Genomic DNA, 15905 nt, shown 5'->3' on the forward strand with positions numbered 1-15905 from the left:
CCTTCTGGAGTACCAAGCATGATTGACGAAAACGGCCCACACTATTTCATCGCCTTCCAAACCCCCGGACCGAAATGGGTTCCGGGCGTCAAATACAACGAACAACCTGAGTTCATGGATCATGTGAACTACATGATCGAATTGCACCAGAAGGGCCTGATCGTGCTCAGTGGCCCGTTCATGGAAAAGGCTGGCGGCCTTAATGGCGTACTGGCAGACGGCGGCATGACGATCTTCAAGGCCGCCGACCTCGAAGAAGCCACAAAGATTGGCACCGATGATCCGACGGTGAAGTCCGGCTTTCTGAACGTCGAAGTGAAGATGATGTGGGTGCCGTTCCATACCTGATCGGTAGGCACGGCTCTCGATTCCCCCTTTTCCTCTGGAGTACCGAATCATGATTGACGAAAACGGCCCACATTATTTTGTCGCCTTTCAATCGCCAGGCCCGAATTGGGTCCAAGGCGTGAAGTACAACGAGCAGCCAGGGTTCATGGACCATGTTGGCTACATGATCGAAATGCAAGAGAAAGGCTTGACCGTTCTTAGCGGCCCATTCATGGAAAAGGCCGGTGGCCTCAATGGCGTACTGGCAGATGGCGGCATGACGATCTTCAAGGCCGCCGACCTCGAAGAAGCCATCAAAATCGGAACTGACGACCCTACGGTCAAGTCAGGTCTGCTCAACGTCGAAGTGAAAATGATGTGGGTGCCGTTCCACACTTGATGTGGCTAGTGTGGCCGGTTTTCTGACATCGGCTGTCGGTTCGAACTCGGTAATCAACGTCACTGCCCATCTCCCTGGGCAGTGATTCCTCATTTTGCTGACTTTTCGAAGCACTCCAGAAAGTCCTTGAAACTGACGGCCGTCGTACTGCCGTCACGACCTATTCTCTGGAAGCGTTTTGCGCCGGCAGAAAAGTGAATCATTTTTGAGGTCAAAACCATGACAAGTACCTTATTGGACCTGAAAGGCAAAGTGGCACTGGTAACTGGCGGTGCGCGGGGCATCGGCGCGGCGGTCGCCAAGCAGCTCGCCGAACTGGGTGCGACTGTCGCCATCAGCTTTACGGCCAGTGCGCAAAAAGCCAACGAAGTGGTCAAGGCCATTGAAGCAGCAGGCGGACAAGCCAAGGCTTTCCAGGCAGATCAAGCTGATGAAAGTCAGGTCATCGCACTGATCAACAATGTGGTTTCGACATTTGGCAAGCTGGATATTCTTGTGAACAACGCTGGTGTCTTTGAGACTGGATCGATCATCGATACGGTCGAGACCGATCGTTTCGACCGACAGGTTGCCATCAACATGGGAGGCGTTATCACAGGCATACGCGCAGCTTCCCGGGTAATGACTGAAGGGGGACGCATCGTTTCGATGTCTTCCGGACTTGCCTCGCTTGTTGGTGTGCCAGGACTGGCGGATTATGCCGCGACCAAAGCAGCCATCGAGGGTTACTCAAAAGGCGCCGCGCGTGAGTTGGGCCCCCGAGGTATTACGGTAAATGTCATACAGGTCGGCTCTATCAACACCGATATGAACCCGCAGGATGGAGCGTTTTCAGGCTGGCAGAAAGACGCTAATCCGCTGGGACGCTTTGGACGACCGGAAGAGATTTCCGCCGCTGTGGCATTCCTGGTGAGTCCTTCGGCGAGCTTTGTGAATGGCAGTATTTTCAGCGTGGACGGTGGCTACGGCGCTTAAAGACAAGGATTGATGGCTGTCCGTTAGGCAGCCATCAATCCCGGATTCCACGGATTTACCCCACATGTCGAGCGCAATCGGTTTGATGTAACCAGCAGGGCAGTTACGTGCTCGCTCTTGGCGGCTGTTCAATTTGTCACAGGCAGCTATTGGCCGATGGATGTCTATTTACCAAGGCATCAATCGACAAAAAGCAGCCATGCAGGTCTGTTTCTTGAACGTCTGTAACTGAATCGCACTCCTGCAGGGATGCCCCTTATGAGAACAAATGGTCTCATCATCAAGGGGAGCAAATTACTCAATCTTTTGAGGAAGCTTCCTGATCAGAATGTCGTAGGGCGCGGTATCGAAACCGGCTTTAACGTAGGACGCGGATGCCCGTTGGTTGTCCTTATGCACGTAGAGGCGCAATTCAATCGCACCTGCTTCGATAGCTTCATTGGCGATTTGCTGCAGCAGACGTTGCGCCAATCCCTGACCTCTCGCCGAAGGCACAAGATAGAAACTCTGGAGCCACCAGTAGTTGGCGTTGTTCCAATCGCTCCATTCCGTATAGATGGATGCGCTCGCAATGATGCTTTCATCAGCTTGGTTGACGACCACCCAATAACGAGGAACCGCTCCGACCAACGTGCTCTTCACGCCTTTCTCAACGATGGATTGATCCAATGCTAGGGCTTCGGCCTCCCGTGCTTCTTCCATGATGAACTGGACGATGGTGGGGGCATCTATAGAGGTTGCGTGACGGATGAGTTCCATGGGCTCTCCCTGAGTGAGTGACGGATGATGAGCAGATTTTTATTCAGGACAGCTTTGATGCAATGAGGGCAGTTGATCAAGTAGCGCGGTGATCTGACAACGATAACGCAAGTGCCCTGAAGGAATCGTGGGCCTGTGGCCAATCTCCAAAACATCTTCCTAGACAACCCACCGGTCGCAATTTTCTTAGCCCGAGATTGACCGCAAGCCGCCTTCGACGTTAACTGTATGCATATACAGTTTTGGTTAAGGCATTCTTCATGGGCGTCACCATCCTCGGCCCCTTGGCAGAAGGGGGAGTTCAGCTACCGTTCTACTCCTTCAAAGTCCCTGCGGGTTTTCCATCGCCGGCGGCAGATCACCTCGAACAGCACATCTCTATCGACGAGTTGCTGGACATCCGAGCACCGCATATCTACCTGGTGCGTATCGAGGGAAGCAGCATGGAAGGTGCAGGAATTTTCGATGGCGATATGGCCGTGGTGGATCGCTCGATTACCGCTGAGCATGGCCACATCGTGATCGCTGCAGTGAATTGCGAGCCGGTATGCAAGCGCCTTTGCAAGCGTGGGCCCAACATCATCTTGATGTCCGAAAATCCTGGCTATCCGCCGCGTTACATTCTCGAGGGCGACGAGCTCATCATATGGGGTGTGGTGACATTTAGTGTGCGTGCCCATGATCCAAAAGCCTGAGCCTATATTCGCCCTGATCGACTGCAATTCGTTCTATGCGAGCTGTGAGCGAGTGTTCCGACCTGACCTGGCCAAGACACCTATTGTGGTGCTCTCGAATAACGACGGCTGCGTGATTGCCCGCAGTGCAGACAGCAAGCCGTTTGTGAAAATGGGAGAGCCATACTTCCAGATCAAGCACAAACTCAAGCAGTACGGCATTGTGGCCTTCTCATCCAACTACGCACTTTACGGTGATATGAGCGAGCGGGTGATGAGCGTGATCGAGTCGATGGTGCCCGCCGTCGAGGTCTATAGCATCGATGAAGCCTTCGCTGATCTAGCTGGTGTTCTAGGCGATCTGGAGGCGCTCGGGCGGCGGATTCGTGCGCAGGTTTACAAGAGCACTGGCATTCCAGTCGGTGTCGGAATCGCTGGTACGAAAACCCTCAGCAAGCTCGCCAACCACGCGGCCAAAAAATGGCAAGTGCAGAGTGGCGGAGTGGTCGATCTTCGTGATCAGATCAAGCGCGATTGGGTGCTGAAAAAGTGCTCGGTCTCGGATGTTTGGGGAGTAGGGCGGAAGATGACTTTGCACTTGGAGGGCATGGGCATCAAGACCGCTTGGGATCTCTCCAAAACCGATCCCTGGATGTTGCGCAAAAAATTCAGCGTGGTGATCGAAAAGACGGCCCGTGAGTTGGCCGGTACGCCGTGTCTGGAGCTCGATGAGCCTGATCCACCCAAGCAGGAGATCTGCTGCAGCCGGATGTTCGGCAAGCGTCTTACCGAAATCGCTCCAATCAAAGAGGCCGTAGCGACCTACATGATGCGGGCCACAGAGAAACTCAGAGCCCAGCAGTCACTGTGCAAGAGGATTCGAGTAAGCATACGCACCGGCATGTTCAATCCGGAGGAGGCCAAATACGCCAATGGTGTCCTGGTCGAATTGCCGTACCCAACTGACGATGTTCGATTGATGACAAAAGCTGCTGTGGATGCGGTGGATCGAGTTTTTCGACCGGGCTTCAAATACAGCAAGGCCGAGGTTCTCCTGGTAAACCTTTGTCAGAAAGGCGAGTACACGGAAGACCTCTTCGCGATCTCCCAGCCGGCTGCCACTGAAAAGGTTATGGGGGTATTGGATGCCATTAATGGAAGGTGGGGCAGGGGGACGATGCGTCTGGCCAGTGTCCCAACTGATCCGGATTGGGGCATGAGAAGGGAGATGATGAGTCAGAGCTTTACTACGCGAGTAGATCAGCTTTGGACTGTGTACTGCAGGTGAGCGCCGCAGCCATCACGATCAAGATGCCATCTGAATCAGTTTTTCATGGCGAACGCCAAGGTCCACCGTCTGCTACAGGTACATCATTTAGGTCGTAGGGATTGACTCCCTCCAGGCACCCGATATTGAACCCAAACTCATTCGGGTTTGTGCTGCGTCGATGATGGGTATAGATGCCGCAGTTACCACAAAAGAAGTGTTCGGCCACATGCTGCCCGAACTGATATTTTACCAATGCCGCTTCACCTTGGATCACTTTGATATCCGCTGCAGGGACTGCCGCAACAATTGCTCCTTTGCGCTTGCAGAAAGAACAGTCACAGCGATGTGGGCAAGGAATGCCATTGGGCAAGTGGATTTCCAGTACAACGGCACCGCAATGGCAGCTGGCTCGATGCTGGTCTTGAATCTGGACATTTCCGATTTGCTTGAGCATTAGCACTCCTGCGTGGATTTTCTCCCATCCTAGGATGACTGCTTTCCAGTCACTGTAAGAACAACCGCAGCGATTCTTTCGGCCTGCTGACTTTTCTAGATGTTTAAGTCAGAGAAATCCTTAGCACGATAATTCCAAAGAATGGAGAGCCTGCGATGGCCGACACTTTTATGGGTAATCAACGACAAGCGGGCTTGGTTTTTATCCTCGTGAAGGATCAACCCAGTACCGAAAGATAGCACCGTGCATTCCCTGAACGGGGTCTTGGTCGGGATAGGATAGTTTGCGAATGTTCGCCAATTGTTCCGCACTGGGCGCCTCGCGACAGATGTCGGCACGTTGGCCTGGTGGGTAAGCACCTACGACTAGAAAGTCGTCGCTGGATCCGGTGTTGCAGTGCCCCGTTCCAGCAGGCAACAGTAAGACATCGCCAGCACTGACTTCCAGTACTTGACCTTCCGGGCCGCCGAGCATCAAGCGCGCGAAGCCGCTGACGATCCCCAGAACTTCATGTCCTTGGGTGTGATAGTGGTGATAGTCGTAGACGCCATCGCGCCATTGCGGTGGCCAGCCATTGGCAAGGAAAGTGCTCTCGAACAGGGCGGCTGGGTCGCTTCCCTGAACCGCCATGGCCTTAATGTAAATGAGTACCGGCAGTCGAGGGTTATTCGGCACCCAGCCATTGCGTTCGAGTAGTAGGCTTTGCGCGGAAGTGTCGACAGCCTGTGACTTATTCATAAGAAACGCTCCACTAGCGAAACCTGGTCTAGAAGTGATCGGAAGGCTCCATCAAGCGAGACTACCGACGCTTATCCCGGGCAACCGGTTTGATTTGGCTCAATTGATGCTGAGGCAAGGGGAATGCCGCTTGTAGATGAGTCAAGCTCAGTCGTTACTATGGTCACTTCGCCTTCTTCCCCTAGCGAAACGTACTGTTCACGCAACTTCCTGAGGTCGCTTGTACCCATTTTGTCCAGGCACAAGGTGCTATTTTGCGCATCCTTCGTCGCTCGAATGAGCTCGTCGATTTTGAGGTGCAAAATATCGTTGTCCCGGTTTTGCGTGTTCTGAATGAGGAACACCATCAGAAACGTGATGATGGTGGTCGACGTGTTGATGATCAGTTGCCAGGTGTCGTTGTAATGGAAGTAGGGGCCTGTCGCTGCCCATACAAGAATCAGCACGATAGCGGTCAGGAAAGTTTTTGAGCTGCCCGCTCTGTTGGAGAGAGCCTGACAGAATTTTGAGAATTTCATGATTGCGAACCTCTTCCGGGATGAGTGATAGACCCCGGGCTTTTCTTGAAATTCTTTTTTACATTTTCCTTTGGTCGCATCAAAAAACCGAGCCATCTGAGGGGGATGGGATTTACGGAATGAACCTATTGCGTGGGGGTCAACGGTTTAGATCCTTTTGGAAAAACGCCATGTCCAACGTTGGCGAAGCGCACTTTAAAAATCTCGGTGATCCCATGAGTCGTAAGCATGGACGCAGCTGATTCGGCGCTTATGGCGGCGCGAGCGCAATTTGCGATCACCATCAGTTTTCATATCGTCCTGGCCGCGCTAACCCTCGGGTTGGCCAACTTTCTGATGGTGCTGGAAGGACTCTGGCTGTGGCATGGCCGAAAGATCTATTTGGATGTTTACCTCTACTGGCTCAAGGTGTTCGCCCTGAATGTGGCGGTGGGTACGGCGTCAGGTCTCATTCTGGAATACCAGTTCGGGCTCAACTGGTCGCGGCTGTCGACCCAGGCGGGCTATATCCTCGGCCCATTGATGTTCTATGAGGTGCTCGCCGCCTTTTTCCTGGAGGCGGGTTTCCTTGGCATCATGTTGTTCGGTCTGAAGAAGGTGGGGCCACGTCTGCACTTCTTCGCCACCTGCGCGGTCGCCTTGGGCTCGATGATCAGTGCATTCTGGATTCTGTCGGCCAATTCCTGGATGCAGACACCTGCCGGTTACATCGTGGGCACGGATGGGCGACTGCTGGCGGGGGATTGGTGGGCGATCATATTCAATCCCTCATTCCCCTATCGTCTGATTCACATGACGCTGGCGGCGTTTCTGGGTACCGCCACGTTGGTGGCCGGCGTCAGCGCCTGGCAACTTTTGCGGCAGCCGCAAAACCCGCGAGCGCGCCTGCAATTTTCCATGGCATTGTGGATGATTGCCGTGCTGATGCCCGTGCAAATTGTCGTTGGTGATCTGCATGGCCAGCACAGTCTCAAGGTTCAGCCACAGAAGATTGCCGCCATTGAGGGCTCGTGGGAGCGCCCGCCGGAAGGCGCGGGGGAGCCTTTACGCCTGTTTGCCATTCCCGATATGACCGAGCGCCGCAATCACTGGGAAGTGGCGATTCCACGGATCGGCTCTTTGTATCTGCGGCATGATCTGTCCGGCACCATTGCGGCGCTGGATGAGTTCCCTGCAAAAGACATCCCTCCAGTGCCAGCCGTGTTTTTCGCGTTTCGTGTCATGGTCGGCCTGGGCTTGTTGATGTTGGGGCTGGGGCTGATCAGCTTAGTGCTGCGATGGCGACAACGGTTGTACGCAGCACGTTGGATGCTCCAAAGCTGTGTGTTGATGACCCCCGCGGGAATGCTGGCGATGCTCAGCGGTTGGGTCGTAACCGAAGTTGGACGTCAGCCTTTCACTGTCTATGGATTGCTGCGCACAGCGGACAGCCTGTCGCCGGTATCGCGCCAGCAAGTGATCAACTCGACCTGGATCATCCTGGTGTTTTACCTGTTGATCTTCGGCATCGGATTTTTGGTGCTCCTGCGACTGCTGCGCGAGCCGCCGCATGAGGACGAGTTGGGGCCACAACCGACGCTGGCGGATGAGACCGGGCATCCTGAGGAGTAGCATCCATGCTGGAGACTGACTGGATCGTTCTGCTTTCTGCCGCAGCGCTGGCGTTCTCGGTGATGAACTATGTACTGCTCGATGGCACTGATCTGGGTGTTGGAATATTGATGGGGCTGACGCGCTGCGCCAAGGATCGCCGAGCAATGGCGGTGACTATCTTGCCGATTTGGGATGCAAATGAAACGTGGCTGGTGCTGGGAGGTGGCGGTCTGCTGGCACTGTTCCCGTTGGCTTATGCCATCTTGCTGCCAGCGCTTTATCTGCCTTTTATTCTTATGTTTCTCGCGTTGATCCTGCGAGCGGTAGCCTTGGAGTTTCGGGATCACTCACCCAACGAACGCATCAGGCGTGGGGTCGATGGTTTATTACTCGGCGGCTCGGCGCTTGCGGGCGCAGCGCAGGGAGCCGTACTGGGCACACTCGTTCAAGGCGTGCCCCATGGGGCAGGGCAGTACAACGGAAACGGCACCGAGTGGCTCAACCTGTTTCCTTTGTTCTGTGGTGCAGTGCTCATCGTGGGCTACATGTGGCTGGGGGCTTGTTGGTTGTATTGGCGTACTGTGGATGAACTCCAGCGACGATCCCGACTTCAGGCGAAGGTGCTGGCTGCCGTGACCGTCGTGCTGCTAATCGCGCTAGTGGCCTGGACGGCTGCATTGGACTCCCGCTATGCACATCGACTCTCTGATTGGCGTGTGTGGATACCGGCAGTGACCCTGCTCATCACATTGCTGATCGTCTTTGCGCTGGGCTTGCGAAGTCGTCGTCATGCACTGCCACTGTTCGCAGCGCTGGGCGTGTTCGTTTTGGCATTTCTCTTGATGGTGGTGGCGCTCTATCCGCTGATTGTTCCACCGCAACTGACCTTGCAGGCTGCTGCATCAAGTCGCCATAGCCAGGTCTTCATGCTGATCGGGTTCGCGGTACTGATTCCGGTCACGCTGATCTACAACACTTTCGGTTTCAGCGTCTTCAGTGGCAAGGTTCGTCCTGCTCGAAAATGACTGGGAAGGGGCAATTCAGGTCAAGATTTATTGAGCAAAGCCCGGCGAGTGGCCGGGCAGTATGATGTCTGTTTTACGCGGCAACATTGCCAGCGACCCAGTCCTTTTTGTAACTCGCTTTCATCACTTCCATTTGCTCCCCGAGGTCATCGAGTTGGGCCTTTCCAAGGAGCTTCTTCGCTTGAGGAAACATTTCGGTTTCTTCCTCTTCGATGTGATGCTCCAGAAGCTCTTTGACCACTTTCACCCGTCCGGCAAACTCCGTTGAACCAGGATCCGTGAGCTTGAGATCGGGCAAAACCAGCGAGTCGACGGTGCGGTGCTCTTCCTTGGCTTCGAAGTACATGATGTCCTGTTCTTTTGAGCCGGCTGCCTTGAACGCCGGGTAAAGAATTTCTTCCTCCAGCTTGGTGTGGATCGCGATTTCCATTTCGAGTTTACCCAGTAAATCAGTGCGTTTTTTGGTTGCCCGTTCAGTGGATTCACTCAATTGGGCAAGAATGGATTTCACTTTCTCGTGGTCGGCTTTCAAAAGATCAATGGCGTTCATGGCGAACCTCTGCGCTTGCGAAAGTGCAACCCCGATAAGTCGGCGTTGCCGGGGCATACCCCATGTGCAACCGCATTTAACGTGCCAGCGGAGTTCATTTCAAAAACGCAGGTGGAGCAAGGGCTGTTGCGACTGGTGAACCTGGTGGCGCCGTGCAAAGTGCACATAGCGGCAAGATAACCATTGCAGATTGCCAACAAATTCCAGCACCCGAGTACCCAGGATTTTACTTAGAACTTCGCTCTGTTCTTTGGTGTCCAGACCCTTACACCTTCCGGCGAGATTCTTGCCGGAAACGCTCGATGCATCAGTTGAATACGAGGGCGGCATGACGACGACAGTGGGCGACTTCCTGATTGAACGGCTCAGTGAATGGGGCGTGACACGAATTTTTGGTTATCCGGGGGACGGCATCAACGGTGTATTCGGAGCCTTGAGTCGGGCCGGCGGCAAGATCGAATTCATTCAGGCCAGGCATGAGGAGATGGCGGCCTTCATGGCCTCAGCGCATGCCAAATTCACCGGGGAGTTGGGTGTGTGCATTGCAACCTCCGGCCCTGGTGCGTCGCATTTGATTACCGGGCTTTACGATGCACGGATGGATCACATGCCGGTACTGGCGATTGTCGGCCAGCAAGCTCGCGCGGCGCTCGGTGGGCACTATCAGCAGGAACTGGATCTGCTGTCGATGTTCAAGGACGTCGCAGGCGCCTATGTCCAGCAGGCCTCGGTACCGGCACAAGTCCGTCATTTGCTTGACCGCGCGGTGCGCATTGCATTGGGTGAACGTCGCGTAACGGCCCTCATCCTGCCGAACGACCTGCAGGACGTCGAGTACGAGGCTCCGGGCAGGGCCCACGGCACCGTCCATTCCGGTGTCGGTTATGCGAAGCCCAAAGTCATCCCCTATGAAGCGGATCTGCAGCGTGCTGCCGAGTTGTTGAACGCGGGTGAAAAGGTCGCGATTCTGGTCGGCGCAGGTGCACTGGAGGCGACGGATCAAGTGATTGCCGTGGCGGAAAAACTCGGTGCCGGCGTGGCCAAGGCATTACTCGGCAAAGCCGTGTTGCCTGATGAATTACCCTGGGTCACCGGCAGCATCGGACTACTCGGCACCGAACCCAGCTACAAGTTGATGAGCGAGTGCGACACCCTGCTGATGATCGGTTCGGGTTTCCCCTATTCGGAGTTTCTCCCCAAGGAAGGTCAGGCACGCGGTGTGCAGATAGACTTGCAGCCCGGCATGCTCAGTCTGCGTTATCCCATGGAGGTCAATCTGGTCGGCGATGCTGGTGAGACGCTGGCGGCGTTGTTGCCACTGCTTGAACAGAAGACTTCGCGCAAGTGGCGCAAAAAGGTAGAAGGGTGGCGTAGCCGCTGGGACAAAACCCTGGAAAAGCGCGCGTTGGCAAAAGCAAAACCGATCAATCCGCAACGGGTGGTGTTTGAACTGTCGCCGCGTCTGCCAGAGCTGTCGATCATCACCAGCGATTCCGGTTCATGCGCCAACTGGTACGCCCGTGACTTGAAGATCCGCCGTGGCATGAAGTGCTCATTGTCCGGCGGACTGGCGTCGATGGGTGCCGCCGTGCCCTATGCCATTGCCGCAAAATTCGCTTTCCCGGAACGGCCAGTCATCGCGCTGGTGGGAGATGGGGCGATGCAGATGAACAACATGGCTGAGCTGATCACCGTCGCCAAATATTGGCGGCAATGGAAAAGTCCCAAATGGATCTGCGCAGTATTCAACAACGAAGACTTGAATCAGGTCACCTGGGAGCAACGGGTCATGGAAGGCGACCCAAAGTTTGAGGCGTCGCAGAACATCCCGGACGTGCCTTATCACCTGTTCGCCATTTCCATCGGATTGAAGGGAATCTTCGTTTCGCGCGAAGAGGACGTGGCGGCGGCGTGGGAGCAGGCGTTGGCCAGCGACGTTCCGGTATTGATCGAGTTCAAGACCGACCCGAATGTTCCGCCGCTGCCACCGCACATCAAGCTGGAACAGGCGAAAAAGTTCGCCACGACGTTGCTCAAAGGTGATCCCGACGAAGCGGGTGTGCTCGTGCAAACCGCCAAGCAAGTGTTGGGTGCCGTTCTTCCACGCAAGAAGTAAGCGCCTCCCGCCCGTGAGGTCAGGCAAGGCAAATTGAGGTTGGCGACTTGCTTGACTCCGGGTCGCAGGAGGATTCCCCATGCGCAAAAACATCAGTGCTCAGGACTTGCAGATTGACCTGGAGGGTGCGAATGAGAAGGGCCTGTTCAAATGGCTGTTAGCCAGTTTTTTAATGGGTAAACGGATTCAATCCGAGATTGCCGCACAAGCCTACCGAGTGATCGTCGACCAGTACCAACGTGATAGTCCAGGCAAGCTCGCCAAAACTACGCAACGCGAGCTCGTAGCGATGCTCGGTGAAGCGCATTACGTTCGCTACGACGAAACCACTGCGGCGCGACTTTTGGCGCTGGCGGCCAGACTCAGCGCAGAATATGAGGGAAAGGTGTTGAATATGGTGAGCGCCAGTGCTGATCGTCAGGACTTTGAGCGCAGGCTTACTGCTTTCGAAGGGATTGGCCCCAAGACCGTAGAGATTTTCATGCGTGAAGCTGCACGAGTATTCAGTAAAAAGCTTCTGTGTACGCCACTCCGGAAGAAATCATAGGGCAGGCTGAACTGGCGGGTTTGACTTAGATTTGAGTCGCCAAAGTCTCTGACAATGCCAGATGCAATGGTGGAGGTGACTCATCCGGAACATCTACGCGGGTAGTTGTGGGGGATTGGCAACAACTGGTTGTGAAATCGCTAAGCATGCTCCTTGACTAGCGATTTTTTCATACGAGACTGAATGAGCCCCTATCCCACCGTTTCGAGGTTCGCTCGCCATGATTTCGAAGCTTGAGCTGAGGCACATCATTGAATGCGGATTTCTGCCTCTTTCCTGTACGTGTACGGTTAATCCGGACGGATCGTTGATGATCAAGGTGTTCGAGCCATCCACTGACCGTATTGAGCTTCTGGTCACTGCTATTTCGACTGAAAACCTGACGTCGAGTCGAGCAATAGCGAATCTGATCGGAGAGCTACGGAGTGAAATGAGCTCAAGGAAAACGGCATTTCACTGAGCTAGATTTTATGTATTGGATTGTCTGGCTGCAGGAAAGAGGTTGCGGCGATCACGAGGTCGTCCAGAGACCAGGGTTTGAGGAGATAGATGGTGGAGGGCGGTATCGTCGTCGAATCGAGTAAGTAGCCAGACGTCAAAATCGCCCCGATGGAAGGCCATTTCTCCCTCACCATTTGAATAAATTCAGTGCCTTGAATTTGGCCTGGAACGTTATGGTCAACAATTACCAGGCGGCACTGTCCGTGTCCTTGCAGCAAATAAGTCAAAGCATTGTCCGCTGTATCAAAAGCAACAGCTTCAGCTCCTATTTCCTTGACGATGTCACACATCAGCGAGCGAAGCATTGGATCATCTTCAACAACGATGATCTCTCCTTCAATAGGCAATATTCCTTCCCAATTTACGTTCACGCTGCGAGTCCTTAGCCGGCCAGCCGTTCCGACATGATTGAGACCAGTCTCTAGTGTATGCCGAATTATAAGAGTTACAGAGCTGGCCACTGAGCGTCTGAGACTCCTCAGAAGGGCATTAGCGCCCGTATGGTTAATGCCCCTTGTGGTTCTTTTTTAACCCGCGCAGGTTCATGAGAAATAGGCTGATCTGCAGCAAAATTAGAGCGTAGGCTCCAGCATAGGCACCCCAGATGACCCACAGGATGTTGCTTAAAATGAAACAGATGAAACCAGTCATTCTCTTGGACGGGCGTTGAGACGCGATCAGCCACGCAGCCAGTACGGTCACCACCATTGCAGGCCATTGAACCCAATCAATGTAGGCCAAAGCACTTCCCTCATGGGGTTCGCTGTCTGCGACGTTTATGGGGATGCGAACGTATAGATATCTGATCGTCCAGGCACTCGGTATAGATATGGCAGCAGATGCAAAAAATTCATAATTTCTCGCGAAGAACATGACGTTTTACCACTCGTCAGGCCTCCACTTCATTGGTTTGAACGTCCGTTCTGTTCTCCCGGACAGATAAGTCTGAGCAGGCGAAATTTCTCTTCGTTTTGCTAATGGGAGAACAACATGAAAGCCATCGTTTACAACGGCCCGCGCGATGTCAGCGTGCAAAACGTCGCGGATGCCAAAATTGAAAAGCCAACCGATGTTCTGGTACGAATCACCACGACCAACATCTGCGGTTCAGACCTGCATATGTACGAAGGGCGCACGTCCATGGAAACAGGACGGGTTTTTGGACATGAGAATCTTGGTGAGGTGATTGAGGTCGGGGCAGGGGTAGACCGAGTTAAGATCGGCGACCGCGTTTGCCTGCCGTTCAACATTGGCTGTGGATTCTGCGAGAACTGCGAAAAGGGCCTTACCGGTTTTTGCCTGACCGCCAATCCAGGCAGTGCCGGTGCCGCTTACGGCTTTGCCGAAATGGGCCCCTATCAAGGTGGACAGGCGGAACTGCTTCGCGTGCCCTACGGTGACTTCAATTGCCTGATACTGCCCGAGGATGCGCAAGAGCGTGAAGATGACTACGTGATGCTGTCCGATATCTTCCCGACCGGGTGGCATGCCACTGAACTGGCGGGCCTGTTACCGGGGGAAAGCATTGCCATTTACGGTGCCGGCCCGGTCGGCTTGATGGCCGCACATTCCGCCATGATCAAAGGCGCTTCCCAAGTATTCGTGGTCGACAATCACCCTGACCGTTTAAAGCTTGCTGCACAGATGGGCGCCACGCCGATCAACTCGTTGGAGAAAGAGGCAGTGGATCAGATTCTCAATCTGACTCATGGCAAAGGTACTGATCGCGGATGCGAGTGCGTGGGTTATCAGTGCTGCGATAAGCATGGCCATGAAGCCAATCACCTGACCATGAACAACCTCGTGGCTTCGACCAAGGCGACTGGTGGCATTGGCGTTGTAGGCGTATTTGTTCCGGAAGATCCTGGTGCAAAAAATGAACTCGCGAAGGTAGGCAAAATGGCCTTCGACTTCGGCGCGTTCTGGTTTAAGGGGCAACAGATTCGAACTGGGCAAGCCAACGTCAAAGCTTACAACCGTCGCTTGGCCGAGTTGATTCACCACGGTCGCGCCAACCCAGCGCAGATCATTTCTCATCGGTTGAAGCTCGCCGAAGGGCCGGATGCCTATAAACATTTCGATGCACGTGACAATGGTTGGACAAAGGTTGTGCTCAAGCCTGCTGCTTGATTGGGTCAATCAAACGGGTGCGCCGACAGCGTGATTGCCGGTGCACTTCTCTGAACGATGGAGGGAGCGTGTAATGAAAAACTATCCAACCCCACCCTTTAAGCCGCAGCAACAACCTATTCCTGGAGAGCAAGGCCGGATGGAGCCGTATCCTGATTGCGGTGAAAGCAGCTACAAGGGATCGGGACGCTTGGTCAACAAGATTGCCTTGATCACTGGTGGCGACAGCGGTATCGGGCGCGCGGTGGCCATCGCCTTTGCTCGGGAGGGTGCCGATGTCGCGATTTCGTATCTGAATGAGCACGAGGATGCGAAGGAAACCGCGCGTTGGGTTGAAGAGGCCGGACGCCAATGTGTGCTTCTGCCGGGAGATCTTGCCAATCATGAGCACTGTTTGGAGATCGTGAAGGGCACGGTGGCGAAGTTTGGGCGGATCGATGTCCTGGTGAACAACGCCGCCTTCCAGATGACTTACGAGACACTGGAGGAGATTCCAGATGAAGACTGGTTGCGGGCGTTCGATGTCAATGTCACGGCGATGTTTCGGCTGTGTAAAGCGTCACTTCCCCACATGGGCGAAGGCGGCTCGATCATCAACACCAGTTCGGTGAATTCCGATATGCCCAATCCAACCCTGTTGCCTTACGCCACCACCAAGGGCGCAATCGCGAACTTCACTGCCGGCCTCGCGCAAATGCTGGGCAAGAGAGGGATTCGAGTGAACAGCGTGGCACCCGGGCCGATCTGGACACCCTTGATTCCGTCGACGATGACCGAGGAGGCGGTTAAAAACTTTGGTGCAAATACTCCCTTGGGTCGCCCTGGGCAGCCGGTCGAGGTCGCTCCCATCTACGTGCTATTGGCGTCAGATGAGGGGAGTTACATCTCGGGCGAGCGCTACGGTGTCACGGGCGGGAAACCAATTCTCTAGTTTTGGCCCTTGTCTGCTCGCGATAAAGGCAGGAAAAACACATGGCTTCATCCCCTGAAAGACAGGAGGAGTATTCGTTTGATTGCAGTCGAAAGCGAGACAAGATGGAGTGAGCTAATGTGTATAAATTCGTCTTCCTGGCCACAATGCCCAATCAGCTCGTCCCTGACGTGGCCAGTGAGGCGAACTCATCTTGCCTCCTCTCGTAGTTGATAACCCCCTCGGTAATGACGCCGGAAGTCCCCCACTTTTGGGGCATTTTTTTTAGGCGACCGCTCTAGATCTGAGCAATCCAATTGGCTTAAATATTGCTCCCGTCCTGCTATTCGACCATTTACTGGTCATTTCTGGAGAATGGCGCCGTGTGGAAACATCCGCTACTACTCGGAGTTACATT

At 54.3% G+C, this 15905-nt stretch carries 19 protein-coding genes; 12 read left to right on the forward strand and 7 right to left on the reverse strand.

Features of this window, described 5'->3' with window-relative positions; all coding sequences use genetic code 11:
* The first annotated feature begins 18 nt into the window (after nt 1–18).
* The 3 genes from EIY72_RS10295 to EIY72_RS10305 all read left to right on the forward strand — a co-directional run bounded on the left by EIY72_RS10295 (nt 19) and on the right by EIY72_RS10305 (nt 1702).
* The gene (locus EIY72_RS10295) at nt 19–348 is read left to right on the forward strand and encodes a YciI family protein (protein ID WP_093224052.1); all 330 of its coding nucleotides are present in this window, start codon (nt 19–21) and stop codon (nt 346–348) included.
* A gap of 49 nt (nt 349–397) precedes the next feature.
* Nucleotides 398–727, forward strand: coding sequence for a YciI family protein (locus EIY72_RS10300; protein WP_092280721.1), 330 nt, complete (start codon nt 398–400; stop codon nt 725–727).
* 219 nt (nt 728–946) lie between these two features.
* The gene (locus tag EIY72_RS10305) at nt 947–1702 is read left to right on the forward strand and encodes an SDR family NAD(P)-dependent oxidoreductase (RefSeq protein WP_093224049.1); all 756 of its coding nucleotides are present in this window, start codon (nt 947–949) and stop codon (nt 1700–1702) included.
* A gap of 294 nt (nt 1703–1996) precedes the next feature.
* On the opposite strand, the gene EIY72_RS10310 is transcribed toward EIY72_RS10305, so the two are convergent.
* Nucleotides 1997–2461, reverse strand: coding sequence for a GNAT family N-acetyltransferase (locus EIY72_RS10310; RefSeq protein ID WP_093224047.1), 465 nt, complete (start codon nt 2459–2461; stop codon nt 1997–1999).
* A 260-nt stretch (nt 2462–2721) separates the two neighbouring features.
* Here EIY72_RS10310 and EIY72_RS10315 point away from each other — a divergent pair, with 260 nt between their 5' ends.
* Nucleotides 2722–3156: a LexA family protein gene (locus tag EIY72_RS10315; protein ID WP_093224045.1), complete on the forward strand. Its 435-nt coding sequence runs from the start codon at nt 2722–2724 to the stop codon at nt 3154–3156.
* Nucleotides 3143–4423 (forward strand): translesion error-prone DNA polymerase V subunit UmuC, encoded by a 1281-nt coding sequence (gene umuC, locus EIY72_RS10320; protein WP_093230646.1) that lies wholly within the window; start codon nt 3143–3145, stop codon nt 4421–4423. Before EIY72_RS10315 ends, umuC begins: the two co-directional genes overlap by 14 nt.
* Nucleotides 4424–4466: 43 nt before the next feature.
* On the opposite strand, the gene EIY72_RS10325 is transcribed toward umuC, so the two are convergent.
* The 3 genes from EIY72_RS10325 to EIY72_RS10335 form a co-directional block, all read right to left on the reverse strand.
* A complete protein-coding gene (locus tag EIY72_RS10325; RefSeq protein WP_093224042.1) occupies nt 4467–4859 on the reverse strand; it encodes a GFA family protein in 393 nt (130 codons plus the stop codon).
* Between the two features lie 201 nt (nt 4860–5060).
* Nucleotides 5061–5597 carry a cupin gene (locus tag EIY72_RS10330; RefSeq protein ID WP_093224040.1) on the reverse strand — a complete coding sequence of 179 codons (537 nt, stop codon included), beginning with the start codon at nt 5595–5597 and terminating at the stop codon, nt 5061–5063.
* Nucleotides 5598–5668: 71 nt separating this feature from the next.
* Nucleotides 5669–6115: a low affinity iron permease family protein gene (locus EIY72_RS10335; RefSeq protein WP_093224038.1), complete on the reverse strand. Its 447-nt coding sequence runs from the start codon at nt 6113–6115 to the stop codon at nt 5669–5671.
* Between the two features lie 228 nt (nt 6116–6343).
* On the opposite strand from EIY72_RS10335, the gene EIY72_RS10340 reads away from it, so the two are divergent.
* Nucleotides 6344–7726 carry a cytochrome ubiquinol oxidase subunit I gene (locus tag EIY72_RS10340; protein ID WP_093224036.1) on the forward strand — a complete coding sequence of 461 codons (1383 nt, stop codon included), beginning with the start codon at nt 6344–6346 and terminating at the stop codon, nt 7724–7726.
* Between the two features lie 5 nt (nt 7727–7731).
* The gene (gene cydB, locus EIY72_RS10345) at nt 7732–8733 is read left to right on the forward strand and encodes a cytochrome d ubiquinol oxidase subunit II (RefSeq protein WP_093224034.1); all 1002 of its coding nucleotides are present in this window, start codon (nt 7732–7734) and stop codon (nt 8731–8733) included.
* 73 nt (nt 8734–8806) lie between these two features.
* Here the strand turns inward: cydB and EIY72_RS10350 are convergent, their stop codons facing one another.
* Nucleotides 8807–9283 (reverse strand): hemerythrin domain-containing protein, encoded by a 477-nt coding sequence (locus EIY72_RS10350; RefSeq protein WP_093224032.1) that lies wholly within the window; start codon nt 9281–9283, stop codon nt 8807–8809.
* Between the two features lie 328 nt (nt 9284–9611).
* Here EIY72_RS10350 and EIY72_RS10355 point away from each other — a divergent pair, with 328 nt between their 5' ends.
* The 3 genes from EIY72_RS10355 to EIY72_RS10365 all read left to right on the forward strand — a co-directional run bounded on the left by EIY72_RS10355 (nt 9612) and on the right by EIY72_RS10365 (nt 12406).
* Nucleotides 9612–11399, forward strand: coding sequence for a thiamine pyrophosphate-requiring protein (locus tag EIY72_RS10355; RefSeq protein ID WP_093224030.1), 1788 nt, complete (start codon nt 9612–9614; stop codon nt 11397–11399).
* A gap of 79 nt (nt 11400–11478) precedes the next feature.
* Complete coding sequence (locus EIY72_RS10360) at nt 11479–11946, forward strand: DNA methylase (protein ID WP_093224028.1); 468 nt, start codon at nt 11479–11481, stop codon at nt 11944–11946.
* Between the two features lie 220 nt (nt 11947–12166).
* Nucleotides 12167–12406, forward strand: coding sequence for a DUF1652 domain-containing protein (locus EIY72_RS10365; protein ID WP_093224026.1), 240 nt, complete (start codon nt 12167–12169; stop codon nt 12404–12406).
* A gap of 1 nt (nt 12407) precedes the next feature.
* Here the strand turns inward: EIY72_RS10365 and EIY72_RS10370 are convergent, their stop codons facing one another.
* Both EIY72_RS10370 and EIY72_RS30095 read right to left on the reverse strand, forming a co-directional pair.
* Entirely contained in the window at nt 12408–12818 is a 411-nt protein-coding gene (locus tag EIY72_RS10370; protein WP_093224020.1) for a response regulator, read from the reverse strand.
* Nucleotides 12819–12951: 133 nt separating this feature from the next.
* Entirely contained in the window at nt 12952–13188 is a 237-nt protein-coding gene (locus EIY72_RS30095) for a YgjV family protein (RefSeq protein WP_093230643.1), read from the reverse strand.
* Between the two features lie 249 nt (nt 13189–13437).
* On the opposite strand from EIY72_RS30095, the gene EIY72_RS10380 reads away from it, so the two are divergent.
* On the forward strand, nt 13438–14577 hold the full coding sequence (locus tag EIY72_RS10380; RefSeq protein ID WP_093224017.1) for a glutathione-independent formaldehyde dehydrogenase: 1140 nt from the start codon (nt 13438–13440) through the stop codon (nt 14575–14577).
* 73 nt (nt 14578–14650) lie between these two features.
* Entirely contained in the window at nt 14651–15508 is an 858-nt protein-coding gene (locus tag EIY72_RS10385) for an SDR family oxidoreductase (protein WP_093224015.1), read from the forward strand.
* The last annotated feature ends 397 nt before the right edge of the window (nt 15509–15905 follow it).

Source organism: Pseudomonas vancouverensis (genome assembly GCF_004348895.1).
Taxonomy (GTDB): domain Bacteria; phylum Pseudomonadota; class Gammaproteobacteria; order Pseudomonadales; family Pseudomonadaceae; genus Aquipseudomonas; species Aquipseudomonas vancouverensis.

Excerpts from the sequence above, each read along its gene's own strand:
- EIY72_RS10300 (WP_092280721.1), top strand. The coding sequence starts at position 398 with ATGATTGACGAAAACGGCCCACATTATTTTGTCGCCTTTCAATCGCCA.
- EIY72_RS10365 (WP_093224026.1), top strand. The coding sequence starts at position 12,167 with ATGATTTCGAAGCTTGAGCTGAGGCACATCATTGAATGCGGATTTCTG.
- EIY72_RS10340 (WP_093224036.1), top strand. The coding sequence starts at position 6,344 with ATGGACGCAGCTGATTCGGCGCTTATGGCGGCGCGAGCGCAATTTGCG.
- EIY72_RS10305 (WP_093224049.1), top strand. The coding sequence starts at position 947 with ATGACAAGTACCTTATTGGACCTGAAAGGCAAAGTGGCACTGGTAACT.
- EIY72_RS10385 (WP_093224015.1), top strand. The coding sequence starts at position 14,651 with ATGAAAAACTATCCAACCCCACCCTTTAAGCCGCAGCAACAACCTATT.
- EIY72_RS10380 (WP_093224017.1), top strand. The coding sequence starts at position 13,438 with ATGAAAGCCATCGTTTACAACGGCCCGCGCGATGTCAGCGTGCAAAAC.
- EIY72_RS10310 (WP_093224047.1), bottom strand. The coding sequence starts at position 2,461 with ATGGAACTCATCCGTCACGCAACCTCTATAGATGCCCCCACCATCGTC.
- EIY72_RS10330 (WP_093224040.1), bottom strand. The coding sequence starts at position 5,597 with ATGAATAAGTCACAGGCTGTCGACACTTCCGCGCAAAGCCTACTACTC.
- EIY72_RS10325 (WP_093224042.1), bottom strand. The coding sequence starts at position 4,859 with ATGCTCAAGCAAATCGGAAATGTCCAGATTCAAGACCAGCATCGAGCC.
- EIY72_RS10360 (WP_093224028.1), top strand. The coding sequence starts at position 11,479 with ATGCGCAAAAACATCAGTGCTCAGGACTTGCAGATTGACCTGGAGGGT.
- EIY72_RS10350 (WP_093224032.1), bottom strand. The coding sequence starts at position 9,283 with ATGAACGCCATTGATCTTTTGAAAGCCGACCACGAGAAAGTGAAATCC.
- EIY72_RS10295 (WP_093224052.1), top strand. The coding sequence starts at position 19 with ATGATTGACGAAAACGGCCCACACTATTTCATCGCCTTCCAAACCCCC.
- cydB (WP_093224034.1), top strand. The coding sequence starts at position 7,732 with ATGCTGGAGACTGACTGGATCGTTCTGCTTTCTGCCGCAGCGCTGGCG.
- EIY72_RS10335 (WP_093224038.1), bottom strand. The coding sequence starts at position 6,115 with ATGAAATTCTCAAAATTCTGTCAGGCTCTCTCCAACAGAGCGGGCAGC.
- EIY72_RS10355 (WP_093224030.1), top strand. The coding sequence starts at position 9,612 with ATGACGACGACAGTGGGCGACTTCCTGATTGAACGGCTCAGTGAATGG.
- EIY72_RS10315 (WP_093224045.1), top strand. The coding sequence starts at position 2,722 with ATGGGCGTCACCATCCTCGGCCCCTTGGCAGAAGGGGGAGTTCAGCTA.